Annotated in this window: 22 protein-coding genes; 7 read left to right on the forward strand and 15 right to left on the reverse strand. The window is 54.5% G+C overall.

The window, feature by feature from the left end:
- Nucleotides 1-2 precede the first annotated feature (2 nt).
- The 3 genes from ftsX to ftsY are packed head-to-tail and all read right to left on the reverse strand — an operon-like array spanning nt 3 to nt 3,179.
- A complete protein-coding gene (ftsX, locus tag V6E55_RS14475; protein WP_028017960.1) occupies nt 3-1,058 on the reverse strand; it encodes a permease-like cell division protein FtsX in 1,056 nt (351 codons plus the stop codon).
- Nucleotides 1,051-1,716: a cell division ATP-binding protein FtsE gene (gene ftsE, locus V6E55_RS14480; RefSeq protein WP_025758973.1), complete on the reverse strand. Its 666-nt coding sequence runs from the start codon at nt 1,714-1,716 to the stop codon at nt 1,051-1,053. The genes ftsX and ftsE overlap by 8 nt, the downstream gene beginning before the upstream one ends.
- A gap of 2 nt (nt 1,717-1,718) precedes the next feature.
- Complete coding sequence (ftsY, locus tag V6E55_RS14485) at nt 1,719-3,179, reverse strand: signal recognition particle-docking protein FtsY (RefSeq protein WP_316943169.1); 1,461 nt, start codon at nt 3,177-3,179, stop codon at nt 1,719-1,721.
- 127 nt (nt 3,180-3,306) lie between these two features.
- Between ftsY and rsmD the strand changes: the two genes are divergently transcribed.
- The gene (gene rsmD, locus V6E55_RS14490; protein ID WP_316943170.1) at nt 3,307-3,909 is read left to right on the forward strand and encodes a 16S rRNA (guanine(966)-N(2))-methyltransferase; all 603 of its coding nucleotides are present in this window, start codon (nt 3,307-3,309) and stop codon (nt 3,907-3,909) included.
- Complete coding sequence (locus V6E55_RS14495; protein ID WP_114979564.1) at nt 3,893-4,174, forward strand: DUF1145 family protein; 282 nt, start codon at nt 3,893-3,895, stop codon at nt 4,172-4,174. The genes rsmD and V6E55_RS14495 overlap by 17 nt, the downstream gene beginning before the upstream one ends.
- A 57-nt stretch (nt 4,175-4,231) precedes the next feature.
- Here the strand turns inward: V6E55_RS14495 and V6E55_RS14500 are convergent, their stop codons facing one another.
- Nucleotides 4,232-4,588 carry a DUF2500 domain-containing protein gene (locus V6E55_RS14500; protein WP_149367209.1) on the reverse strand — a complete coding sequence of 119 codons (357 nt, stop codon included), beginning with the start codon at nt 4,586-4,588 and terminating at the stop codon, nt 4,232-4,234.
- Between the two features lie 129 nt (nt 4,589-4,717).
- Here V6E55_RS14500 and V6E55_RS14505 point away from each other — a divergent pair, with 129 nt between their 5' ends.
- Nucleotides 4,718-5,344 carry a lysoplasmalogenase gene (locus V6E55_RS14505; RefSeq protein ID WP_114979566.1) on the forward strand — a complete coding sequence of 209 codons (627 nt, stop codon included), beginning with the start codon at nt 4,718-4,720 and terminating at the stop codon, nt 5,342-5,344.
- Nucleotides 5,345-5,420: 76 nt separating this feature from the next.
- Nucleotides 5,421-7,592 (forward strand): Zn(II)/Cd(II)/Pb(II) translocating P-type ATPase ZntA, encoded by a 2,172-nt coding sequence (gene zntA / locus V6E55_RS14510; RefSeq protein ID WP_316943171.1) that lies wholly within the window; start codon nt 5,421-5,423, stop codon nt 7,590-7,592.
- A gap of 87 nt (nt 7,593-7,679) precedes the next feature.
- Here zntA and ubiA read toward each other — a convergent pair whose 3' ends face one another.
- The 5 genes from ubiA to malK form a co-directional block, all read right to left on the reverse strand.
- The gene (ubiA, locus tag V6E55_RS14515; RefSeq protein WP_114979568.1) at nt 7,680-8,549 is read right to left on the reverse strand and encodes a 4-hydroxybenzoate octaprenyltransferase; all 870 of its coding nucleotides are present in this window, start codon (nt 8,547-8,549) and stop codon (nt 7,680-7,682) included.
- Between the two features lie 12 nt (nt 8,550-8,561).
- Complete coding sequence (ubiC, locus tag V6E55_RS14520; RefSeq protein ID WP_028017968.1) at nt 8,562-9,059, reverse strand: chorismate lyase; 498 nt, start codon at nt 9,057-9,059, stop codon at nt 8,562-8,564.
- A 180-nt stretch (nt 9,060-9,239) separates the two neighbouring features.
- Nucleotides 9,240-10,196, reverse strand: coding sequence for a maltose operon protein MalM (gene malM, locus V6E55_RS14525; protein ID WP_028017969.1), 957 nt, complete (start codon nt 10,194-10,196; stop codon nt 9,240-9,242).
- Nucleotides 10,197-10,309: 113 nt separating this feature from the next.
- Complete coding sequence (locus V6E55_RS14530) at nt 10,310-11,620, reverse strand: maltoporin (protein WP_114979570.1); 1,311 nt, start codon at nt 11,618-11,620, stop codon at nt 10,310-10,312.
- Nucleotides 11,621-11,691: 71 nt separating this feature from the next.
- On the reverse strand, nt 11,692-12,801 hold the full coding sequence (malK, locus tag V6E55_RS14535) for a maltose/maltodextrin ABC transporter ATP-binding protein MalK (RefSeq protein WP_028017971.1): 1,110 nt from the start codon (nt 12,799-12,801) through the stop codon (nt 11,692-11,694).
- A 372-nt stretch (nt 12,802-13,173) separates the two neighbouring features.
- Between malK and malE the strand changes: the two genes are divergently transcribed.
- The 3 genes from malE to malG all read left to right on the forward strand — a co-directional run bounded on the left by malE (nt 13,174) and on the right by malG (nt 16,935).
- Entirely contained in the window at nt 13,174-14,364 is a 1,191-nt protein-coding gene (malE, locus tag V6E55_RS14540) for a maltose/maltodextrin ABC transporter substrate-binding protein MalE (RefSeq protein WP_032666867.1), read from the forward strand.
- Nucleotides 14,365-14,485: 121 nt separating this feature from the next.
- Nucleotides 14,486-16,030 (forward strand): maltose ABC transporter permease MalF, encoded by a 1,545-nt coding sequence (gene malF, locus V6E55_RS14545; protein WP_316943174.1) that lies wholly within the window; start codon nt 14,486-14,488, stop codon nt 16,028-16,030.
- Between the two features lie 14 nt (nt 16,031-16,044).
- A complete protein-coding gene (gene malG, locus V6E55_RS14550) occupies nt 16,045-16,935 on the forward strand; it encodes a maltose ABC transporter permease MalG (RefSeq protein ID WP_014830272.1) in 891 nt (296 codons plus the stop codon).
- Between the two features lie 97 nt (nt 16,936-17,032).
- Here the strand turns inward: malG and psiE are convergent, their stop codons facing one another.
- The 6 genes from psiE to pgi form a co-directional block, all read right to left on the reverse strand.
- The gene (gene psiE / locus V6E55_RS14555; RefSeq protein WP_000202963.1) at nt 17,033-17,443 is read right to left on the reverse strand and encodes a phosphate-starvation-inducible protein PsiE; all 411 of its coding nucleotides are present in this window, start codon (nt 17,441-17,443) and stop codon (nt 17,033-17,035) included.
- A 122-nt stretch (nt 17,444-17,565) separates the two neighbouring features.
- On the reverse strand, nt 17,566-19,662 hold the full coding sequence (locus V6E55_RS14560; protein WP_316943175.1) for a YjbH domain-containing protein: 2,097 nt from the start codon (nt 19,660-19,662) through the stop codon (nt 17,566-17,568).
- A complete protein-coding gene (locus V6E55_RS14565; protein ID WP_316943176.1) occupies nt 19,662-20,399 on the reverse strand; it encodes a capsule biosynthesis GfcC family protein in 738 nt (245 codons plus the stop codon). Before V6E55_RS14565 ends, V6E55_RS14560 begins: the two co-directional genes overlap by 1 nt.
- Entirely contained in the window at nt 20,396-21,034 is a 639-nt protein-coding gene (locus tag V6E55_RS14570; protein WP_316943178.1) for a YjbF family lipoprotein, read from the reverse strand. The genes V6E55_RS14565 and V6E55_RS14570 overlap by 4 nt, the downstream gene beginning before the upstream one ends.
- A 62-nt stretch (nt 21,035-21,096) precedes the next feature.
- Nucleotides 21,097-21,339, reverse strand: coding sequence for an exopolysaccharide production protein YjbE (gene yjbE / locus V6E55_RS14575; protein WP_114979575.1), 243 nt, complete (start codon nt 21,337-21,339; stop codon nt 21,097-21,099).
- Nucleotides 21,340-21,704: 365 nt separating this feature from the next.
- Nucleotides 21,705-23,354: a glucose-6-phosphate isomerase gene (gene pgi, locus V6E55_RS14580; RefSeq protein WP_316943181.1), complete on the reverse strand. Its 1,650-nt coding sequence runs from the start codon at nt 23,352-23,354 to the stop codon at nt 21,705-21,707.
- Nucleotides 23,355-23,583: the final 229 nt, after the last annotated feature.

Consider the following 23,583-nt stretch of genomic DNA (forward strand, 5'->3'; position numbering starts at 1 on the left):
TATTAATCGGGAGTAAAGTGACGTAAATGTTGCACCGTCGCCAGCCATGCAGCAACCCAGCCGATCATGGAGCAAACCAGCAGTAGCAACAGGCACTCATCGAACCCTAAGCCACTGATATCAAACTTCGTTCCAAAAACCTGTGCCACTTCTGTGACTGCCGATGACAGTCGCATCACCAAAATTTCTGACAGTATCAGTGAAAGAAATGCGCCGGAAAAACCGAGCAATGCGCCGCCATAGAGGAACGGACGAAGGATGAAACCATCCGTCGCACCAATCAGTTTCTGCACATTGATGGTATCGCGACGGGCAAAGATGCTCAGGCGAACACTGTTACCGATGACGAGGAAGACTGCTGCCACCATCAGCACGCCAATCATCGCTGCCACACGTCCCACCAGCCCGGTCAGGGCAGAGAGGCGTGCAAACCAGCTGTCATCCATACGCACTTCATCAATACCTTTAATGCGTGTGATGCGATCGCGCAGAGTGTTAAGCGAATCGGTACCCTGGAAATCCAGCTTCGGGATCACCACCGCTACAGCAGGCAGTGGGTTCTCTTCGAGCATATCCAGCGCGCCGCCAAAGCCAGACCAGTTACGGAACTCGCCCAGCGCATCTTCACGTGAGAGATAGTTGACCTTCTCCACGCCCTGCTCGGCCTGAATTTGCCCGACCACCTGCGCTGCGGCGTTATCGTCGAGGGCTTTATCCAGATAAACCGTGATCTGCGGGGACGGATAGTACTGCGAGGCCGCCTGGTTGACGTTTTTATAGACCATATAGCAGACACTTGGCAGCGTCAGGGAGATGGCAATCACCATCACCGTCAGGAACGTCGCCAGCGGTTTGCTTTTCAGATCCTGCAACGCGCCGTGGAAGGCATAACGCACCTGCTCGTTAAACACGTTGGTTTTGCGGGAGGCAGGTTTTGGCGCGGCTTTCTGGCGCTTTGGCGCATTACGATTGCCATCACCACCGCCCTGCGACTTACGGAAACGGTCAAACCGGTTTCCGAACTGTCGAATCTGGTTTATTGCATCACGCTTATTCACCATGGCCTCCGTGCAAATGACCGTCGCTCAGGGTCAGCATGCGGTACGAACGACGGGAAATAAGCCCGATATCGTGCGTCGCCATCAAAACCGTCACCCCTACGCGGTTAAATTCCTCAAACAGACGCAAAATCCCTTCTGACAGGGCGTCGTCCAGGTTACCGGTCGGTTCATCCGCCAGCAGCACCGCAGGCTTGTTCACCACCGCACGGGCAATGCCCACGCGCTGCTGTTCACCGCCGGAGAGCTGGATCGGGAAGTTCTTCGCTTTGTCCAGCAGCCCGACCTTATCCAGCGCTGCAGAGACGCGACGGCGGATATCATCATAGCTGGCACCGGCAATAATCAGCGGAATAGCCACGTTATCGAAAACGGTGCGATCCATCAGCAGGTGGTGGTCCTGGAAAATCATGCCGATCTGACGACGCAGAAACGGCACTTCGCGATTTTTCAGGCGGCTTATCTCATGGCCGCCGAAAAAGATTTTCCCGGCACTTGGCCGTTCGATCCCACAGATAAGCTTGAGCAGGGTACTTTTCCCCGCGCCGGAATGGCCGGTCAGGAATGCCATCTCGCCCGGTTGCAGGTGGAATGTCACCCCCTGCAACGCTTGTCTCCCACCGAGATAGGCCTTGCTGACGTGTTCAAAGCGAATCATTGTTAGTCCTCTCGGGCAAATAGTGCCTCAATAAAGTCGTCCGCCTTAAACGGACGTAAATCTTCAATACGCTCGCCCACACCGATGTAACGGATAGGAATGCCGAACTGATCGGCCACGGAGAAGATCACCCCACCTTTGGCGGTGCCGTCCAGTTTGGTCAGCGTGATCCCCGTCAGTCCTACCGCTTCATGGAACAGTTTTGCCTGACTAATGGCATTCTGTCCGGTGCTGGCATCAATGGTCAGCATAATTTCATGCGGTGCTTCTTCGTCCAGTTTTTTCATCACACGGACGATTTTCTTCAACTCTTCCATCAGGTGCGATTTGTTCTGCAAACGCCCTGCGGTATCGGCAATCAGTACATCCACATTGCGCGCCTTCGCCGCCTGGATGGCGTCAAAAATAACGGAAGCGGAATCCGCGCCGGTATGCTGGGCAATCACCGGGATGTTATTGCGCTGCCCCCAGACCTGGAGCTGCTCAACCGCTGCCGCACGGAAGGTATCGCCCGCCGCCAGCATCACCGATTTACCCTGCTGCTCGAACTGACGTGCCAGCTTGCCGATGGTGGTGGTTTTACCCACGCCGTTCACGCCAACCATCAGAATAACAAATGGCGTTTTGCCTTCAATATTAAGCGGTTCGTCAACTTTTGCGAGAATTTCACCCATCTCATCTTTCAGAAGGCCATACAGCGCTTCGGCGTCGCGCAGTTGTTTGCGGCTCGCCCCTTCGGTCAGGTTGGTGATGATCTTACGGGTGGTTTCCACACCGACGTCGGCGATCAACAGTTGCTCTTCCAGCTCTTCAAACAGATCGTCGTCGATCTTCTTGCCGCGGAAAAGACTGATAAATCCGGAACCTAAGTTTTCTTTGGTTTTAAGCAGGCTGCGTTTCAGGCGAGCGAAGAAACCTTCTTTGGTCGGTTTTTCCTGTTCCTGAATGATCTCCTCTTCGGCCTGCTCTTCCACTGGCACCACGATAACCGCTTCTTCAGCCGCTTCTGCTGCCAGCGCCTGCGCTTCCAGCTCTTCGTCGGTCAGCTCAGGTTCGTTTTCGGCTTCTTCTTCCACCGCCTCAACAATTTCAACGGTTTCCGCTTCGGCCTGCCACTCTTCGGCAGACACCTCTTCGGCTTTTACCTCTTCCGGCAGCGGCAGCTCTTCGTGTTCGATGATGGCCTGCGGCGCTTCGGGAATATCTTCGGCGACAACCGGTTCTGGCTTCTCACTCTCCTGAACCTGTTCAGTGACCTCAACCACCTCTTCAGCGAAAGATTCAATCTCTTCTTTGCTGTGCACCGTCTCTTCCGCTTCGACAACCGCGGCGGTTTCTACAGGCGTTTCAGGCTGCGACTGCTCTTCAACGGCTTGTTGCTCTTCGGTTTTCTGTTCTGTTTCTTGCTCTTTTTCACCGAAGCCCAGCCAGGAAAAGAAGCCACGTTTTTTTTGTTTTGCCATCTGCGACTACACTCCTCGCGGCGCTATATACATGGAAGCTAAAAAAATGATGAAATAGTCTAACACTTTACTTAATTGACATCACCGCCCGCAATCGCAGGCCAATTGTTAACAGAGCTTTCCTGAGATGAAGAAACCCAACCGCGCCCCGGCCGGTCAAATTCGTATTATCGGCGGTCAGTGGCGAGGCCGGAAATTACCGGTGCCGGACAGCCCCGGTTTACGCCCTACTACCGACCGCGTACGCGAGACGCTGTTTAACTGGCTGGCTCCGTCCATGGTAGACGCCCACTGTCTGGACTGTTTCGCCGGAAGCGGCGCACTCGGGCTGGAAGCGCTGTCACGCTATGCCGCCAGCGCCACGCTGCTGGAGATGGAGCGCGGTGTGGCGCAGACGCTGCAGCAAAATCTGGCGACGCTAAAAGCTACCAACGCTAAAGTCGTGAACACCAACACACTGAGTTTTCTTGCGCAGAAAGGTACGCCGCATAACGTGGTGTTTGTCGACCCGCCGTTCCGTAAGGGACTGCTGGAAGAGACGTTATCCCTGCTGGAGCAAAATGGCTGGCTGGCAGATGACGCATTAATTTACGTTGAAAGTGAAGTGGAAAACGGTTTACCGCCAGTTCCCGCTCACTGGGATCTGCACCGTGAAAAAGTCGCAGGTCAGGTCGCTTATCGTCTGTATCATCGTCAGTCACAAGGAGGATCCGATGCCGGTATTGATTAATCTGGGACGTTTGTTGATGCTTGGCGTCTGGGCGTTTTTACTTCTCAACCTGGTGCACCCGTTCCCGCGCCCGATGAATATTTTTGTGAACGTCGCACTGGTTTTCACATCGTTTATGCACGCCCTGCAAATGGTAATGCTGAAAAACGGTCTGCCAAAAGATGGCCCGCAGATGACCGGCTGGCAACAGCTGCGCGTGTTTATTTTCGGCGTGTTTGAACTGCTGGTGTGGATGAAGAAATTTAAGGCGCAGGTGAAGAAGTAAGCGGCCTGATGCCCTCACCCTAACCCTCTCCCCAAGGGAGAGGGAACCGATCGAGCATTATTCAGGCGTAAAACCTTCAAATCGGGACCCTTTATAACTCAGCGTCCCTTTCTCCCCCACCGTCAATTGATGGTACTGCTGCGCCTCCAGGCGGAAGGTCATCTCCAGCCCGCCGGTTTCCGGCTTAAAGCTCGCTTCATAGCGCATTGTAGTACCTGCTGGCGTCACCTGCTGCTGGCGTGAACGGCGGTCGTTAAGCGGTTTTTCGCGTTTGTTCGTCACTACCACGCGCTTTTGCATCAGCGGTGCAGCATCGTTATCCGCCTTCTCGCGGCGCTGTTGCACGAAACGGAACGAGGCGGCAATGACGATAATCGCCACCACGATAATGAAAAATAGCGGCATCTTGCTCATTCTAAAATCCCATCAGATTATGCGGAATTCAGGATACCCTGCCTTCCCCGCCATTGCCAAACGCCCGCCCGCATCACTACACTGGATCAGAAACTGATTATTCAGCCTTAACAGATACAGGGAGTTAATATGCTTTGGTCATTTATCGCTGTCTGTTTTTCCGCATGGCTTTATGTCGATGCGTCGTACCGCGGTCCCACCTGGCAACGCTGGTTGTTTAAACCGGTCACGCTGTTGCTGCTTCTGCTACTTGCCTGGCAAGCGCCGATGTTTAACGCCATAAGCTATCTGGTCCTCGCCGGGCTGTGTGCTTCCCTGATTGGCGATGCCTTAACCCTGCTGCCACGTCAGCGTCTGCTGTATGCCGTGGGGGCATTTTTCCTGTCGCATCTGCTGTATACCATCTATTTTGCCAGCCAGATGACGCTGTCATTCTTCTGGCCGCTGCCGCTGGTGCTGCTGGTGATTGGCGCACTGCTTATCGCGGTGATCTGGTCGCGTCTGGAAGAGATGCGTTTGCCGGTCTGCACCTTTATCGCCATGACACTGGTGATGGTATGGCTGGCAGGCGAACTGTGGTTCTTCCGTCCAACGGCGCCGGCGATGTCGGCGTTCTTCGGTGCAGCATTGCTGTTACTCGGGAATATCGTGTGGCTGGGTAGCCACTATCGCCGTCGTTTCCGGGCGGATAACGCGATTGCCGCCGCCTGCTACTTTGCCGGACACTTCCTGATTGTGCGCTCGCTGTATATTTAAATAAGCCTTGACTCTGGAGTCGACTCCAGAGTGTATGCTGCGGTTAATGAGAAAATTATCATTGCCGGAGACTGCCATGTCGACTCCAGAAACACCAAAAAAAGTCCCACAATTCTCAGCACTTAAGCTCAGTCCGGTTCCGCCGAAGGACGACTGCTGCTGCGAAGGTGTGTGCGAAACACAAACCGAAATACTCCCTGAAAACGGCAACCGCTACAGTTGGGTCGTCAACGGTATGGACTGCGCCGCCTGCGCCCGTAAAGTTGAAAACGCGGTAAAACAGGTGCCGGGAGTGAGTCATGTCCAGGTTCTGTTTGCCACTGAAAAGCTGCTGGTCAGCGCGGATAACGACGTTAGCCAACAGGTTGAAGCTGCCGTAAGTCAGGCGGGTTACAGTCTGCGTAGCGAAAATGCGCCTGCAGAAAAAACCTCTTCCCTGCGAGAAAATCTGCCGCTTATTACCCTCATCATCATGATGGCCCTGAGCTGGGGACTGGAACAGATTAACCATCCGTTTGGCAATCTGGCATTCATCGCCGCCACGCTGGTTGGGCTGTACCCGATTGCCCGCCAGGCATTGCGGCTGATGAAAAGCGGAAGCTGGTTTGCCATCGAAACGCTGATGAGCGTGGCCGCTATTGGTGCACTGTTTATTGGTGCGACAGCAGAAGCGGCGATGGTGCTGCTGCTGTTCTTGATCGGTGAACGTCTTGAGGGCTGGGCCGCCAGCCGCGCGCGTAAAGGAGTCAGCGCGCTAATGGCGCTGAAACCTGAAACCGCCACACGCGTGATCAACGGCAACCGGGAAACCGTCGCCATCAACACACTGCGCCCGGGCGATGTGATTGAAGTCGCCGCAGGCGGGCGTCTGCCTGCAGACGGTGAGTTGCTCACCGCAACAGCAAGCTTCGACGAAAGCGCCCTCACCGGAGAATCCATTCCGGTTGAACGCACAACCGGTGAAAAAGTGCCTGCGGGTGCCACCAGTGTTGATCGTCTGGTACAACTGACAGTGCTTTCCGAACCCGGTGACAGCGCCATCGACCGTATTCTGAAGCTGATTGAGGAAGCCGAAGAGCGTCGCGCGCCAGTTGAGCGGTTTATCGATCGCTTCAGCAGGATTTACACCCCCGCCATCATGCTGGTTGCCCTGCTGGTCACTGTCGTTCCACCGCTGTTCTTCGGCGCTCCGTGGGAAGGCTGGATTTATAAAGGTCTGACGCTGCTGTTGATAGGTTGCCCGTGTGCGCTGGTGATTTCCACCCCGGCGGCCATCACGTCCGGACTGGCGGCGGCGGCACGTCGCGGAGCGCTGATCAAAGGCGGAGCCGCCCTGGAACAGCTAAGCCAGGTTCAGCATATTGCCTTCGATAAAACCGGTACGCTGACCGTAGGTAAACCGCAGGTGACAGGTGTTTATCCGCAGGAAATCAGTGAAAACGAACTGCTGACATTGGCCGCTGCCGTAGAGCAAGGTTCAACCCACCCGCTGGCGCAGGCGATTGTGCGTGAAGCGAAGGCGCGTGAACTCACCATCCCTGCGGCAACTGCCCAGCGGGCACTGATGGGCTCAGGCATTGAGGCCACCGTTGACGGCAAAAAGGTGCTGATTGTCGCGGCTGGCAAGTCTTCTACTCCAGAGGTTGAGGCGTTAGAACAAGCTGGGCAAACGGTCGTTGTCGTCATGCAGGACGGTGTGGCGAAAGGAATGCTGGCATTGCGCGATACCCTGCGTGATGACGCAAGAGAAGCCGTGGCGGCGCTGCATCAACTGGGGGTACAGGGCGTTATTCTTACAGGCGATAACCCTCGTGCGGCGGCAGCGATTGCCGGTGAACTGGGGCTGGAATTTAAAGCCGGGTTGTTGCCTGCGGATAAAGTCAGCGCGGTGACGGAGCTGAACGCTCACGCTCCACTGGCGATGGTCGGTGACGGCATTAACGATGCCCCGGCGATGAAAGCCTCGACCATTGGTATTGCGATGGGCAGCGGTACCGACGTGGCGCTTGAAACGGCTGACGCGGCGCTGACTCACAACCGCCTGACCGGGCTGGCGCAGATGATCGGGCTGGCACGTGCGACGCGGGCCAATATCCGTCAGAACATCGGCATCGCGCTGGGTCTGAAAGGAATTTTCCTGGTGACGACCCTGCTCGGCATGACCGGATTGTGGCTGGCGGTGCTGGCTGATACCGGGGCAACGGTGCTGGTGACGGCGAACGCGCTTCGGCTGCTGCGTCGCCGGTAAAAAAAGCCCGGTGGCGCTAACGCTTACCGGGCCTACACGTCCTGCTAACTCGTAGGTCGGGTAAGGCGAAGCCGCCACCCGACTTTTTTATAAGAAATAGCTCATCGCCAGGCCTAAAAACAGCACCAGACCGACGTAGTTATTATTCATAAACGCCTTGAAGCAGGCTTCACGCTCGCGCTTCGCAATCAACTTTTGCTGGTACGCAAACAGCAAACCCGCCACCAGCACGGACCAGTAAAACTCCCAGTTCAGTCCGTTCATGCGACCAATCGCGACCATCAGTGCCAGTACCGCAACCTGCAGGATACCGATAATCAGCTTGTCCTGACGACCAAAGAGGATGGCGGTGGATTTAATGCCAATTTTCAGGTCATCGTCGCGGTCTACCATCGCGTATTGGGTGTCATATGCCACGGCCCAGAGAATATTCGCCAGGAACATCAGCCAGCAGCTTAGTGGTAAGGACTCACTAACTGCCGCAAACGCCATCGGAATCGACCAGCCAAATGCCGCCCCCAGCACCACCTGAGGCAGATGGGTATAGCGTTTCATAAACGGATACACCCAGGCCAGGGCCAGCGCCGCAACGGAAAGCAGAATGGTCATGGTGTTGAGGGTTAACACCAGCAGAAAAGAGAGCAGCACCAGAATAATAAACAACACGCGGGCTTCTTTCCCGGTGACTTGCCCGCTGGGTAACGGACGACCGGCAGTACGTTTTACATGCCCGTCGAATTTACGATCGGCATAGTCATTGACCACGCAGCCCGCCGCGCGCATCAGCCAGACACCGGCAACAAACACCCCCAGGATCCACAGCGGTGGCACGCCCGGCGTCGCGACCCACAGCGCCCATAAGGTCGGCCACAGCAACAGTAACGCGCCAATCGGTTTATCGGTACGCATTAAGCGGTGATAGGCCAACAGCTTATTCTGCGTCAGGCTCCACTCCATTTTTTCTTCCTCTTAGTACAACGGCGATGCCGGTAAAAAAAGCTCCGTCAGTATTAACGGTTTACCGCTCAGGCGAAGGCGGGAACGACGCCCCCACAGTTCGGCATCACGACCAATCTCAATAAAATCCCGGGTAAGCTCAGACGAGGTGAAAAGGTAACGCCCCAGAGGCGTTTTACCCAACCGTTGCAGCGCCAGCTCGGGCCCGGAAAGGGTGGATTCGGGCACCACCGTCCGCCCGGCAAGCCATGGCTCACCGTCTGCACAGAGTAAAATTTCACGCAGCCAGTAACGTGGCTCTTGCGGCAATAGCGGCAGCTCGGCAGCAATCTCATCGCCAGAGACAAACCCTTCCTGAATCAGGGTCACCGTGACCGTTTTACCCTGTTGTTCAAAACGTTTCGTCATGGAATCTTCCAGCAGCAACCAGTCCAGTTGCTGCGGATCAAGCGCAGGTATTTGGTCGAAATAGCGCAGCGCACGCAGTTGCGTTAGCGCAGGGTGTGACATGCCAGACTCTCCGATACATAACGTGATGGCATTGTATCGCAGAAAAGCAGATTGAGGGCGGCCAAACGTTATTTAACGATCACTATCGCAACAAGAGCGCAACAGCCCGGAGAATACCAAAAAAAGTGCGCCCACTCAGGCGCACCAAACTACTAACAAATCAGCACTGTGGGGAAACGGTTACCCCTTGCCTTTTACACTGCTGATAAAGGTGGAACGGGCAGTGGTTGAACCTAAACGTTCGGCTTCATCAAGCAGTTTCAGCGCTTTATCGACATCGCCGCGCTTCACCGCCTGCTTAATGGCGTTGTTGAAGTATTCTTCGGTGTCGTTCAGTACCGGTTCAGCTTTCTTCGATGGGGCCGGTGCAGCGGCGGCTACCGGTGCGGCAGCGGCTGTGGCGGCTGGAGCGGCATACACAGGCGCGGCTGTATTGCCTACTGTGACAGGGCCAGTACCGGAAGAGCCAAACAGTGGGCCAACCAGCACGCTGGATGCATTGTTTGTTGAGACTTTCAGCTTAAGCAAACCGTCGGTGACGTGACGCGCTAATGGATCCGGAATATCCGGAACCGAGTTGCCGGTGCCTTTCGCATAGGCTTTTGCCGGATCGATAAGCTTAGTGGTCTGCTGCAGATCTTTTTCGGTCGTGAAAACCAGAACATAAATCTTCTGCTGACCCAGGGCAGGCGTCAGGCGCATTTTGCCTTCCAGACGGTCGGCGCTCATCACGCCTGGTTCCTGGTAACTAAAATATTCGCTTGGGAAGAAAGCAGATGGCGTCAGGTTCTGATCCAGAATCAGTACGTTAGGCGCGAAGACGCTGGTTTGCTTGTTCACTTCGCTGGTCAGCGTCAGGGTTAGCTCACCAATGTTGGCCGGCACGCTGTAGGCGGCAACCGGCCCGGTGATCCCCGGCACGTTCAGTTGCTGACCGCCCGTAGAAAGCTGTGTCGACTGCGTTTTGGATTGATCAACTGGCGTCCAGGTCAGTTGCTGGAGCGCCGCCGCCGGGATAGCCGGCGCAGCGCTGGTATTTTGTGGTACGAAATTCACGTCTGCAAAGGAGACCGCCGGAACACAGGCCATCAGCCCCGCAGAGAGGCACAGCGCGACGAGACTTTTCTTCATTTTCATTGTTATTACCTCTGATAGCGTGAGCACTGCGGTGGCCAGGCAATAGCGCGCAGCACCCTAAGGATAGAGGGGCCTGCGCCCCTCTTTTAGGTCATTACGTCAGGTCTAACGAATTACCACCAGATTTCCATCTGGGCACCGAAGGTCCACTCATCGTCGTCGCCACGGCTGAAGGTTTTCGCAGAAGTATCGCTATACGCTACGCCAGAGGTGTAGCCTGTATCGCCATTATTCGCGTAGCCCCATTTCTCATCCCACTTCGCATAGGTTGCAAAGACACGGATAGCCGGACGAGACCAGATGCTGTCGCCAGCCTGCCATTGCTGTGCCAGGGTGATTTTGTACTGGCTGTTTTTCTCATCAGTTTTCTGAGATTTGACGTTGTCGTAGCCTACTTCCAGCAGGGTGCTCATGATTGGCGTCCATTTGAACATCGGACGAACACCTACAGTCCACCACTCGGTACCGTTGTTGTTGTCACGATCGATGTTCTGGTACATACCGACGTACATCAGGTCCCAACGGTCTGCCAGGGTAATTGCACCGTGGTCCAGCACACGCCACATGGAGCCGTCGTTATCAACGCTGCCGCCCTGTGGAATGCCTTTACCGTTAGAGGTCATAGAGTCCGTCGCGTACTGCAGAACGAACTTGTTGAAGCCCTTCATCATGCTCTGGGTGTGTTCAGCAGTGAACATCCAGCCATCTTTAGAGGCGCCTGGCTGCAGGTAGTAGTCGTCAGGAATGTTGGTATGACCGTAATCAACACCCAGTTCCAGCGTACCGCCTGGGTTGATTTCCATGCCCGCTAAACGAACGTCGAAGACGTCGTTTGGTACAACGTTGTCATAAATACGGTCACCGTTCGCATCACGATCGGCGAAGGTCGCTGAACCGCCAGACTCAGAAGAACGGGTGGCTGCCAGAGACAGTTTACCGAAGCCCATGTCGATGTTTTCGATACCCGCACCAGGACCCGAAATATCCCAGTAGTAGAAGTCGATCATGTGAACGTCATGACGCTGATAGAAGCGCTTACCGGCCCAGATAGTGGAGCCTGGCAGCCATTCAATCAGGTTTTTACCCTGCACGTTAGCTTCACGGAAGGCCGGGCTGGTAGATTCCCAGTCGTTCTGCTGAGAGACGGAATACGCAACGTTGGTGTCGAAATAGAAGCTCTTATCGCCTTCTTTCCACACTTCCTGGCCCAGTTTCAATTCCGCATAGGTTTCACATTCGTTACCGAGACGGTATTTACTTTGTGCACCGGTTGCCTGGAAACACTGTTGCTCACCGCCACTCCCGGTCCAGCCAATGCCGGAACGAGCATAACCTTTAAAGTCCACAGCACCCGCCTGGGCAGACAGGATGCCTGCCGCAATGGCGATTGCCAGAGGGACTTGTTTGCGCAGAGTAATCATCATTCTATCTCCTGAGATCATTGCTTTTCTTTGAACACTTCACCTGTCGGTTTCGTGTCTTCTTTTGGGATTGCTTAAACGCCTGGCTCTTTGTGCAACCGACGACATGCAGTGCCATCCTCACGGAACAGATGGCAACGCTCTGGCGGCAAGCCGATAGCGAATGTGGCACCCTCTTCTACCAACACCACGTCATTCTGGCGGTAGACCAGGTTTTGACGGATGGCGGGGATCTGGATATGAATCTGTGTTTCGTGACCAAGCTGTTCGACGACCTGAACTTCACCTTCCAGCGTCACATCAGCGATGTGGCTCGGCAGCAGGTGCTCAGGACGAATACCGAGAGACATGTTTGCCCCTACCTGTACGTTGGCGCTGTCAACAGGCAGCCAGACTTGCTGGCGGTTTGGCAGCTCCACCTGTACCTGTTCAATAGCTGTCGCGGTCACTTTGACGGGCAGGAAGTTCATCTTTGGCGAGCCAATGAAGCCCGCAACAAAGCGGTCTGCCGGGTAGTGATAAAGCTCCAGCGGTTTGCCCACCTGCGCCACGCGACCGGCGTCCAGCACCACAATTTTGTCGGCCAGCGTCATCGCTTCGACCTGATCGTGGGTGACGTAAATCATCGTGCGGCCAAGACGTTTGTGCAGACGGGAGATTTCAATACGCATCTGGACACGCAGAGCGGCATCCAGGTTAGAAAGGGGTTCATCGAGCAGGAACACACGCGGTTCCGCCACCAGCGTACGGCCAATCGCCACACGCTGACGCTGACCACCGGAAAGCGCTTTCGGTTTACGCTCAAGCAGGTGCGCCAGCTGTAACACTTCCGCCACCTGCGTGACGCGCTGGTTAATCACGTCTTTCTTCGCACCCGCCAGTTTCAGGCCAAAGGACATGTTTTCGGCAACAGACAGATGGGGGTAAAGCGCATAAGACTGGAACACCATGCCTACGCCGCGTTCGGCAGGCGGGATGTCGTTCATACGGGTGTCACCAATAAACAAATCGCCACTGGTGATAGTTTCAAGACCGGCAATCATACGCAGCAGAGTAGATTTACCGCAGCCTGATGGGCCGACAAATACCACGAATTCACCTTCGTGGATGTCCAGATTGATGTCTTTCGACACCACAACGTCACCCCAGGCTTTCGTTACATTACGCAGCTGTACGCTCGCCATGCCCTTCTCCCTTCGTTACAACCTGTCACCGACAGAAACATTCAAGATAAGTTCACTATGGGGTATCCATTACTTTCCCGAATCCTCCACCCCCCAGCTTTTTTATGGGGGAGGAGGCGGGAGGATGAGAGAGCAGGCTCTGCGACCGCGGCTGGAGGGCTGAGGCGAAATTCGTGAAGCCACCTGCAAAATTCAGTGTGTTTTTATGTGCGCCAGCACTCATAACTTAAATTTATGTAACGAAGATCACACAAACCGGGGGTGGGGCGTAGGGGTTGGGAGGATGGAAAGAGGATGTCAAATAAGGAGACTGAGTCACGTTGAACCACCTCATTGTATCCACGAGCACATCACCAAAAAAGGATGGCAGATATGAAGATCAAGACTGGCGCACGTGTTTTCGCATTGTCCGCCCTTGCAGCAATGATGATTTCCGCACCGGCTCTCGCCAAAATTGAAGAAGGTAAGCTGGTAATCTGGATTAACGGCGATAAGGGCTATAACGGCCTGGCCGAAGTGGGTAAAAAATTCGAGAAAGACACCGGTATCAAAGTGACCGTAGAACACCCGGATAAGCTGGAAGAGAAATTCCCGCAGGTTGCAGCAACCGGTGACGGCCCGGACATCATCTTCTGGGCGCATGACCGTTTCGGTGGTTACGCGCAGTCTGGTCTGCTGGCAGAAGTCACGCCGGACAAAGCCTTCCAGGACAAACTGTTCCCGTTCACCTGGGACGCCGTTCGCTATAACGGCAAGCTGATTGCTTACCCAATCGCGGTTGAAGCCCTGTCTCTGATTTACAACAAAGACCTGGTACCTAACCCACCGAAAACCTGGGAAGAGATCCCGAAACTGGATAAAGAGCTGAAAGCGAAAGGTAAGAGCGCGCTGATGTTCAACCTGCAGGAACCGTACTTCACCTGGCCGCTGATTGCCGCCGATGGTGGTTATGCGTTCAAGTTTGAAAACGGCAAATATGACGTGAAAGACGTGGGCGTGGACAACGCTGGCGCGAAAGCGGGTCTGACCTTCCTGGTTGACCTCATCAAAAACAAACATATGAACGCGGATACCGATTACTCCATCGCAGAAGCTGCGTTCAACAAAGGCGAAACCGCGATGACCATCAACGGTCCGTGGGCCTGGACCAACATCGACAAGAGCAAAATCAACTACGGCGTGACGCTGCTGCCAACCTTCAAAGGCAAGCCGTCTAAACCGTTCGTTGGTGTACTGAGCGCGGGTATCAACGCAGCAAGCCCGAACAAAGAGCTGGCGAAAGAGTTCCTGGAAAACTACCTGCTGACCGATCAGGGTCTGGATGAAGTGAACAAGGACAAACCGCTGGGTGCCGTTGCGCTGAAATCCTTCCAGGATCATCTGGCAAAAGACCCACGTATTGCGGCCACCATGGATAACGCCCAGAAAGGCGAAATCATGCCGAACATCCCGCAAATGGCAGCGTTCTGGTACGCCACCCGTACTGCGGTCATCAATGCGGCAAGCGGTCGTCAGACTGTTGATGCCGCGCTGAAAGATGCTCAGGGTCGTATTACTAAGTAAGTCTGAAAAATGGCGGGTGGCGCATGCGCTTACCCGCCCTACGACTACGGCACGATCCGTAGGTCAGGTAAGCGCAGCGCCACCTGACGATAAGTATCCACCGTTGTAGAGGAATAACCCCATGGATGTCATTAAAAAGAAACACTGGTGGCAAAGCGACGCGCTGAAATGGTCAGTGATGGGTCTGCTGTGTCTGCTGGTGGGTTACCTTGTTGTTTTAATGTACGTACAAGGGGAATATCTGTTTGCCATCATGACGCTGATTTTAAGTTCTGTTGGCCTGTATATTTTCGCCAACCGTAAAGCCTATGCATGGCGCTATGTCTACCCTGGCGTCGCCGGGATGGGGCTGTTTGTTCTCTTCCCACTGATTTGTACTATCGCCATTGCGTTTACCAACTACAGCAGTACCAACCAGCTGGCGCAAGAACGCGCAACGCAGGTGCTTCTGGATCGCTCGTATCAGGCAGGCAAGACCTTTAACTTCGGCTTGTATCCTGCGGGGAACGAGTGGAAGTTAGCGCTTACTGACGAAGCAAGCAACAAATACTATGTCTCCGACGCGTTCAAATTTGGCGGCGAGCAGAAGCTGGCCTTAAAAGAGGCCGTAGCGCTGCCGGAAGGTGAACGTGCCAACCTGCGCGTTATAACCCAGAACCGTCAGGCACTGACCCAGCTCACCGCCGTACTGCCAGACGAAAGCAAAGTGACCATGAGCTCACTGCGCCAGTTCTCCGGCACGCAGCCTCTCTACACGCTGGCGGATGACGGCACGCTGACCAACAACCAGAGCGGCGTGAAATATCGTCCGAACAACGACATTGGTTTCTATCAGTCCATTACTGCCGATGGCAAATGGGGTGATGATAAGCTCAGCCCTGGCTATACCGTCACCATCGGCTGGGACAACTTTACTCGCGTGTTCACCGACGAAGGCATTCAGAAACCGTTCTTCGCCATCTTCGTCTGGACGGTGGTCTTCTCGGTTCTGACCGTGATCCTGACCGTGGCAGTGGGCATGGTTCTGGCCTGTCTCGTGCAATGGGAAGCCCTGAAAGGCAAAGCGATTTACCGCGTGCTGCTGATTCTGCCGTACGCCGTGCCATCGTTTATCTCGATTCTGATTTTCAAAGGGCTGTTTAACCAGAGCTTCGGTGAAATCAACATGATGTTGAGCGCACTGTTTGGTATCAAACCGGCCTGGTTCAGCGACCCGACGACTGCCCGTTCGATGATTATCATCGTCAACACCTGGCTGGGTTATCCGTACATGATGATCCTATGCATGGGGCTGCTGAAGGCTATCCCGGACGATCTGTACGAAGCCTCGGCGATGGACGGCGCGGGTCCGTTCCAGAACTTCTTTAAGATTACGCTGCCGCTGCTCATTAAGCCGCTTACGCCGCTGATGATTGCCAGCTTCGCCTTCAACTTTAACAACTTCGTGCTGATTCAACTGTTGACCAACGGCGGCCCTGACCGTCTTGGCACCACCACGCCAGCAGGCTATACCGACCTGCTCGTAAGCTACACCTACCGTATCGCCTTTGAAGGCGGCGGCGGTCAGGACTTCGGTCTGGCGGCGGCGATTGCCACCCTGATCTTCCTGCTGGTTGGCGCACTGGCGATTGTGAACCTGAAAGCCACACGAATGAAATTTGACTAAGGAGGGCATCGATCATGGCTATGGTACAACCCAAATCTCAGAAACTGCGCCTCCTGGCGACGCATTTAGGCCTGCTGATTTTTATCGCGGCGATCATGTTCCCGCTGCTGATGGTCATCGCCATCTCCCTGCGTTCGGGTAACTTCGCCACCGGGAGCCTGATCCCGGACGAAATCTCCTGGGAGCACTGGAAGCTCGCACTGGGCTTCAGCGTGGAACACGCAGATGGTCGCGTCACACCGCCGCCGTTCCCGGTGCTGTTATGGCTGTGGAACTCGGTGAAAATCGCCGGGATCACTGCGATAGGTATCGTGACGCTCTCCACCACATGTGCGTACGCTTTCGCCCGTATGAAGTTCCCGGGCAAGGCCTCACTGCTGAAAGGGATGCTGATTTTCCAGATGTTCCCGGCGGTACTGTCGCTGGTCGCGTTGTATGCCTTGTTTGACCGTCTGGGCCAGTATGTGCCGTTCATCGGCCTGAACACCCACGGTGGCGTAATCTTCGCCTATCTTGGCGGTATCGCACTGCATGTGTGGACCATTAAAGGGTATTTCGAAACCATCGACGGCTCGCTGGAAGAAGCTGCGGCACTGGATGGTGCAACCCCGTGGCAGGCGTTCCGGCTGGTTCTGCTGCCGCTGTCGGTACCTATCCTGGCAGTGGTGTTTATCCTGTCGTTTATCGCCGCCATCACCGAAGTACCCGTCGCCTCTCTGTTACTGCGCGATGTAAATAGCTACACCCTGGCCGTCGGTATGCAGCAATACCTCAACCCGCAAAACTACCTGTGGGGCGACTTTGCGGCGGCGGCGGTGCTCTCCGCCATCCCGATTACCGTGGTATTCCTGCTGGCACAACGCTGGCTGGTGAATGGCCTGACGGCTGGCGGTGTGAAAGGTTAAGTTTCATTTTGTTATGCCACTGCAACCCTCAACTTTAGACGTATTGTATTGACCCAACTTGTGACTGTTGTTAGGCGGCCTCCGGGCCGCCATTTTTTTATTCGCGTTTCAGCCGCTTCGAATTACACAGCCAGAGGGTGATCACCAGCAGCAGGATCGCCGCCGAGTAGATCAGCACATCCAGCGGGGATTTATGATCGACGATGATCAACCGCACTATCGCGGTGATCCCAATGTAGACGAAATAACGCAGCGGGAAGTGAAAGCCGGACTGAAAGTACTTCACAATCAGGGCGATAAATTCAAAGTAGAGAAAGTAGACTACCAGTCCTTCCACCAGCGCATATTTGCTGGTTTGTTCAGGGGCGAACAGCACATCTGCCAGATGCACCGTCTCTTTACCCAAAAAGACGACCAGTATCAGTCCAAGGCTCAACAGACCGAGGTTCAGCACGGTCTGGAGGATAGTTGAGATAAACTCAACGCGCGGGCGAGTCAGGGATGTCATACAGCACCTCATTCTCCAGGGCGAGATTCCTGTATAACGCAAAAATGTGACGGGGATCTATATTTTTTGTTTATATTTGGCGTATCCGCCCGGTGGCGAAGTGCCACCGGGTAGGCCAGGTATCAACGGAAGTTAATGTTCTTATCGCTGGTCATATCATACAGCTGGAACTTACGACCCAACTGCTGACCCCCGTCGCGCGTCAGCGGTGTCCAGCCAATGGCCGCACGGCTGCGGGTTGGGCCTGACGAGAACAGATCCAGCGGAATCGACACGTATACGCCTTTGGTAAAGTCCCCTTCCCCGTACTCGTCCGGGGAGACGTTGGTGATGGTGGCGTAACCGCCCACCACTACGCCACTGTCGAAGTGTTTAGAGATATCCAGCGTGCCGCCCTTATCGCCCGCCAGGTACTGGCCGACGCTGGCTTTCACCAACACGTCAGGGGCAAACGACGGTGTCCAGTAGGCCGTCAGGTGGCCCGTTTTGACGCTATAGTCGGTGAATTTCATCATGTCCTGCGCGCTGCGCCAGTCACGTTGTTTGACGTAGTTAGCATCAATACCGAATGCCCAGTTGCTGTCTACCGGACGGTACAGCACTTCCGCCCCCGCCCCGCCGAACATGGTTTCCAGATACCCACCGTAAACCTGGCCGTAGAAACCGTTGCCGAAGTACTGGAAGTAGTTGGCCTGCAGGTTGTTCACATAGACATCATTCTGCACATACTCACGCACACGGGTGCGCACGCGCGGCAGCGTCGAGTCATTTGGCGGATTGGTGTAGTTGAACTTGTCGTAGTTGTTAGCAATGTTGCCAAACAGGCTACCGGTGGTCAGCAGGTGGTCGGTGAGCCACAGATCCGCTGTCGCCATCACACCCAGCTGATACATGTAGAAGTTCTCTGGCCCGCCGACGGACTGATTCAGCACCGGATCGATATGGAAATCGAAGCGGGATTTGTCGATATACCAGCCCTGCTCGGTGGTTTCTGGCACGATCGGCTCTACGCGTTTTTGCACCAGCTCGGTTTCATGCCCGAGCGGTTCACCTTCCAGATGGCGCTTGAGGCTTGCGACGTCCGTTTCTGTCGTCACCTGCGGCAGGTTGAGACGGTTCTCCGTCACGCGGATCGTGCGGATCCCATCCGGGAGATCGTTCATGACGATCCGGTTGGCGCGTTCGATCCCTTCACGCAAGTCGCGGTATTTCACCTGCTCGCCGGTAACGTACAGCGTATCGCCTTTTACCTGAATTTTCGGATCCGCCAGGCCAGCATTATATTTCAGCAACGTCAGCTGGTTTGCCACCACCGAGTGCTGCAGGATGGCGTCCTGCGGCTCCGGCTGGTATGCAGGCCGTGCGTTATCATTGTAGTGCGGGCGCATGTCGTTGAAGTTAGTGCGCAGCGTGAAGCCAAACATGAAGGTATTGCCACGCTCGTAGCTGAGGTTAACGTCGGCCCAATCGGTGACGCGATAAATGGCGCCGACGTTAAACTTGCTCTTCTGTTCAATCTTGCCAGCAAAATCCTGCGAGTAGTCATTCCCTTCATACTCCAGCTTCAGGCGCAACGGCTGCCAGGGTGTCTGGTATTCAACACCACCAAACAGCGACGCCGGTCCGTGGAACATCTGGTCGCCGTTGATCGAACCCGCTTTCTGGTAGCTATTATCGCGGTAGCAATATTTATCGCTGTAGGAGCAAAACGGGTTTTTGACGTTGCCGCTGGTACCGAGATAACCCCAGCCCAGACCGAGTGAGAAATCAAACGGTCCCCAGGCTTTACTGGCAACGATGTATTCCGCATCAAACAGACCGGTACCGCCGATATCTTTTGCGCCGACGGAGACCTGCGGCATCCAGTAACTCTCTTCCCACAGACGTACTTTGAGGTCGAAGGCTTTATCTTTGTAGGTCTGATCACCGGAGAACGCCTCGACGCTGCTGTACTGTTTCGTACGCACATCGGTATAGCGCAGCGTGGTTTCGAGCCACGGAAACAGTTGCACCGACGCGGAGTAGTAGCGGTATTGATCGTTATCACGATAGTTAAGGCTCAACTCACCCTCACGCGCCATACGCGCGGTGGGTGTTTGCAGTAAACCGACACCACCGAAGTCTGACTGAGACGGACCAATGGGTGCCGGATACGTTTCTGCATGGCAGGCGGCACTCACACAAAGTGCCAGCATGCTGTAGAGATAGGTTCTTTTCATTATTCCGGTATCCGCTGGATCAGGGAGCGAAGGATATCGGCGTTAAGCCCGTCATACGCTTTCGTCCAGAAATGGTCGGCAAAACCGACAAAAATGATGCTGCCAGGAGCGGGTTCGATATGGCGTTTGTTCCAGTAGGCCACTGGCGCTTTTTGTGTGTGCCCGTCAGGGTAAACCACCCAGGCATAGCTGTTATCCGCACCGCTTAACAGGCTCTGCTCATCGAGATAGCTCGCCACATCGCGGCCTGGCGTAAAGGGTTTTTTACCGGGGTGGCTGATAAGACCAAAGACGGTGATAGTAGAGGGTTGTGCAGGTAGCCAGAGCGTGTATTCCCCTTCCAGAGCCGGGTTACCGTTCTCCGCCACGCGCACGTCATCTGGATCGAGGTTCACTGGTAACCGACCGATGATTTTCAGTGCCTGAACCTGCTGGCGAACGCTGTTAATCGCCGCCGCATCGTCACCCTCTTCCTGCTCCGCTAACCCCGTCAGCCTGGCGAGGAGCGCCTTGTTCTGTTGTTCCGCTTCAGCGGTCTTCTGGCGTTCAGCGATCACCGCGCCAGGCCACCAGCTGTTCGCCAGTCTGGGCTGGCCGACGAGATCGATCAGATGTCCGGCGTTGGTCAGTGTTTTGGGTTGCGTGCTGTCCGGGGTATAGACCTTCACCGTTCCGGCAGACCAGGCAAGCGGCGTGGCAAAACTGGCGATCAGCGCAACGCGAATAAGTGTTTTCATGATTTCGCGGCCTTGATAAGCGTAGTTTTAACCGGGAAGAATCCGGCACCGAGATACTGCAGGGACTGACGGATTTGTCCGTCATCGTCGATCCAGAAGCGGTTATGCCACGTGGCCTGGTCGGTGATCACTTCTTCATCGAGCACACGAACCTGGGTTTCGTCGCTGCCGACTTTTACGCTGTCGAGGCCGTCCCAGCGGAAGGTAGAGCGTGCGGTGGCGTAACGCACCTGTTTATGCTCGGTCCAGCCCATCATGCGCGTCCAGCTTGCGCCGTCGGTGATCTGGTTTGGTTTGATAAGCGGGTCGGCAGCGATATTGTTCACCTCAAGCAGGTTGTCTCCGCCCAACAGGGTTTTCACGAGACGTCCATGCTGCGTCACGATGGTGGCCTGATCCTGCGTCACCCATTTCTGCTGCCCGTTTTCATCGAAAGCGAGCACCACAAACAGTTGCGGGCCATCGTTTAACTGCATGTACTGGCTGGCATACGGCATGTTCTGAAGTTCATCATCGGTCAGATGTACACCCGGTGTGCCGAACATACTGTCCCACAGTGAGTTCCCCAGCCCTTTGGTGGTGGCTGAGCACGCCTGCAAGAGCAGGCAAATCATGATGATTGCAGGTCGCTTCACGACTCTTCTCCGAAGGGCGAAATAACCACACCGAAGTGTGGTTATGATTAAAACACCCGTAATTACCGGGTGCTGGTCGTTGTGGTGGTCGTGGTTCCGGTATTGGAGCCATCACCGCCACCGGTTGCCGCCAGCGCGACACCCACGGCTGAACTTACGGTGCTGGCGCTGGCTGCGGTAGAAATCCCCGCAGACGCAGACGTCGCAGCCGACCCTGCTGCTTCCCCGACCTGAACCGGAGCTGCATAGACAGATGTCGCCGCAAGCGCAGATATGGCAAAAATGCCATACAGTACTTTCTTCATAACAATTTCCCTTCAATGAATGAATGGAGATTTGCCCGATAAGAATTTCGGGCGGATTCGAGTATACACAACTACTGCAGAGGGTTTGCCGCAAGGGTAAATAGGGAGAGGGTTTTCAGACTAATGGATAAAACCGGAATGTAAGAAAAATAAGATTAATATATAATTGAACAAAATCAACAAGATAAAATAAACACACTAAAATTAATTATCCGTATACTCCTAAAATAAACCGCAGCGATTAACGTGTTAATGGATTTTTTCAGATAAAACTCAGTAGAAGAATTTGAGCGAGATAATAGACATCAGGAATTATCCGATAAAAAAATGCCGGCATATCGCCGGCATTTTTCATGACATTTTAATTACGCACGCCATGCTTTATAACGGTTGATCAAACCATTTGTCGAACTGTCATGGCTGGCAATTGCTTTATCGTCACCCAATTCTGGCAGGATACGGTTTGCCAGTTGTTTACCCAACTCAACGCCCCACTGGTCAAAGGTGAAGATGTTCAGGATCGCGCCCTGGGTGAAGATCTTGTGCTCATACAGGGCAATCAGCGCACCCAGACTGAACGGCGTGATTTCGCGCAGCAGGATGGAGTTGGTTGGGCGGTTGCCTTCGAACACTTTGAACGGCACAACGTGGTCCAGGGTTGCCGGATCTTTACCTTGGTCACGGTATTCCTGCTCTACCACCTCGCGGGATTTACCAAATGCCAGCGCTTCGGTCTGGGCGAAGAAGTTAGACAGCAACTTCGGATGGTGGTCGGACAGTGGGTTATGGGTGATAGCCGGGGCGATGAAATCGCACGGTACCATTTTGGTGCCCTGGTGAATCAGCTGGTAGAACGCGTGCTGACCGTTCGTGCCCGGCTCACCCCAGATGATTGGGCCGGTCTGGTAATCCACGGCGTTGCCGTTACGGTCAACGTATTTACCGTTGGATTCCATGTTGCCCTGCTGGAAGTAGGCCGCGAAACGGTGCATGTACTGATCGTATGGCAGGATCGCTTCGGTTTCAGCGCCGAAGAAATTGTTGTACCAGATACCAATCAGCGCCAGCAGCACAGGCAGGTTTTTCTCTGGTGCGGTGCTGGAGAAGTGTTTATCCATCGCATGCGCGCCTGAGAGCAGCTCAACGAAGTTGTCGAAGCCGACAGACAGGATGATGGACAGACCGATTGCAGACCACAGAGAGTAACGGCCGCCAACCCAGTCCCAGAACTCAAACATGTTCGCGGTATCAATCCCGAACTCGCCAACTGCCTTGCCGTTGGTGGACAGCGCCGCGAAGTGTTTCGCCACGTGCTTGTTGTCACCAGCAGTCTTCAGGAACCAGTCGCGCGCACTGTGGGCGTTGGTCATGGTTTCCTGAGTGGTGAAGGTTTTAGATGCGACCAGGAACAGAGTCGTTTCCGGGTTCACGTTCTTCAGCACTTCAGCGATGTGGGTACCATCGACGTTAGAGACAAAGTGCATGTTGAGGTGGTTTTTATATGGACGCAGCGCTTCGGTCACCATGAATGGGCCGAGGTCAGAACCACCGATACCGATGTTAACCACGTCGGTGATGGCTTTGCCGGTGTAACCTTTCCAGCTACCAGAGATGATCGCTTCGGAGAAGGCTTTCATCTTTTCCAGCACCGCGTTCACTTCCGGCATCACATCTTTGCCATCAACGATGATTGGCGTATTGCTACGATTACGCAGCGCCACGTGCAGCACAGCACGGTCTTCGGTACGGTTGATCTTCTCACCGGAGAACATGGATTTGATGGCATCGGCAAGCTGAGTCTCTTTTGCCAGATCCTGCAGTTTCGCCAGCGTCTCTTCGGTAATGCGGTTTTTGGAGAAATCCACCAGCATCAGGTCATCAAAGGTCGCGGAGAATTTGTTGAAACGATCGGCATCTTTCGCGAACAGCTCCGCGATAGTGACGTCTTTCATTTCATCAAAATGTTTTTGTAGTGCCTGCCAGGAAGCGGTCTGCGTTGGGTTGATGTTTTTCATTAGCAATACTCTTCTGATTTGAGAATTGTGACTGCGGTCGATTGTAGCGCCTGCAAATAAAAATTGTGATGGTTTTTATGCCATTGCCCTGGCCTGCATCAAACGCAGGTGAAAAGACCCGAAAAGTATAGCTGCTGGCGAGCGCTCCTGAGGGGGCGAAATGTCGGTCAAAACCGGGTAAAATGAAGCATAAAATATGGCCCTGTTATAAGTCCTGTTTCTCAGGGGT

The sequence above is a fragment of the Enterobacter sp. 342 genome (assembly GCF_036663495.1).
Lineage (GTDB): Bacteria > Pseudomonadota > Gammaproteobacteria > Enterobacterales > Enterobacteriaceae > Enterobacter.

What these genes read in the sequence shown, in the direction of transcription:
- malE (WP_032666867.1), top strand. Translation starts at nt 13,174, where the DNA reads ATGAAGATCAAGACTGGCGCACGTGTTTTCGCATTGTCCGCCCTTGCA.
- zntA (WP_316943171.1), top strand. Translation starts at nt 5,421, where the DNA reads ATGTCGACTCCAGAAACACCAAAAAAAGTCCCACAATTCTCAGCACTT.
- malG (WP_014830272.1), top strand. Translation starts at nt 16,045, where the DNA reads ATGGCTATGGTACAACCCAAATCTCAGAAACTGCGCCTCCTGGCGACG.
- V6E55_RS14500 (WP_149367209.1), bottom strand. Translation starts at nt 4,588, where the DNA reads ATGAGCAAGATGCCGCTATTTTTCATTATCGTGGTGGCGATTATCGTC.
- V6E55_RS14495 (WP_114979564.1), top strand. Translation starts at nt 3,893, where the DNA reads ATGCCGGTATTGATTAATCTGGGACGTTTGTTGATGCTTGGCGTCTGG.
- yjbE (WP_114979575.1), bottom strand. Translation starts at nt 21,339, where the DNA reads ATGAAGAAAGTACTGTATGGCATTTTTGCCATATCTGCGCTTGCGGCG.
- V6E55_RS14530 (WP_114979570.1), bottom strand. Translation starts at nt 11,620, where the DNA reads ATGATGATTACTCTGCGCAAACAAGTCCCTCTGGCAATCGCCATTGCG.
- ftsE (WP_025758973.1), bottom strand. Translation starts at nt 1,716, where the DNA reads ATGATTCGCTTTGAACACGTCAGCAAGGCCTATCTCGGTGGGAGACAA.
- pgi (WP_316943181.1), bottom strand. Translation starts at nt 23,354, where the DNA reads ATGAAAAACATCAACCCAACGCAGACCGCTTCCTGGCAGGCACTACAA.
- malK (WP_028017971.1), bottom strand. Translation starts at nt 12,801, where the DNA reads ATGGCGAGCGTACAGCTGCGTAATGTAACGAAAGCCTGGGGTGACGTT.
- ubiC (WP_028017968.1), bottom strand. Translation starts at nt 9,059, where the DNA reads ATGTCACACCCTGCGCTAACGCAACTGCGTGCGCTGCGCTATTTCGAC.
- rsmD (WP_316943170.1), top strand. Translation starts at nt 3,307, where the DNA reads ATGAAGAAACCCAACCGCGCCCCGGCCGGTCAAATTCGTATTATCGGC.
- V6E55_RS14565 (WP_316943176.1), bottom strand. Translation starts at nt 20,399, where the DNA reads ATGAAAACACTTATTCGCGTTGCGCTGATCGCCAGTTTTGCCACGCCG.
- ubiA (WP_114979568.1), bottom strand. Translation starts at nt 8,549, where the DNA reads ATGGAGTGGAGCCTGACGCAGAATAAGCTGTTGGCCTATCACCGCTTA.
- V6E55_RS14560 (WP_316943175.1), bottom strand. Translation starts at nt 19,662, where the DNA reads ATGAAAAGAACCTATCTCTACAGCATGCTGGCACTTTGTGTGAGTGCC.
- V6E55_RS14505 (WP_114979566.1), top strand. Translation starts at nt 4,718, where the DNA reads ATGCTTTGGTCATTTATCGCTGTCTGTTTTTCCGCATGGCTTTATGTC.
- malF (WP_316943174.1), top strand. Translation starts at nt 14,486, where the DNA reads ATGGATGTCATTAAAAAGAAACACTGGTGGCAAAGCGACGCGCTGAAA.
- psiE (WP_000202963.1), bottom strand. Translation starts at nt 17,443, where the DNA reads ATGACATCCCTGACTCGCCCGCGCGTTGAGTTTATCTCAACTATCCTC.
- malM (WP_028017969.1), bottom strand. Translation starts at nt 10,196, where the DNA reads ATGAAAATGAAGAAAAGTCTCGTCGCGCTGTGCCTCTCTGCGGGGCTG.
- ftsY (WP_316943169.1), bottom strand. Translation starts at nt 3,179, where the DNA reads ATGGCAAAACAAAAAAAACGTGGCTTCTTTTCCTGGCTGGGCTTCGGT.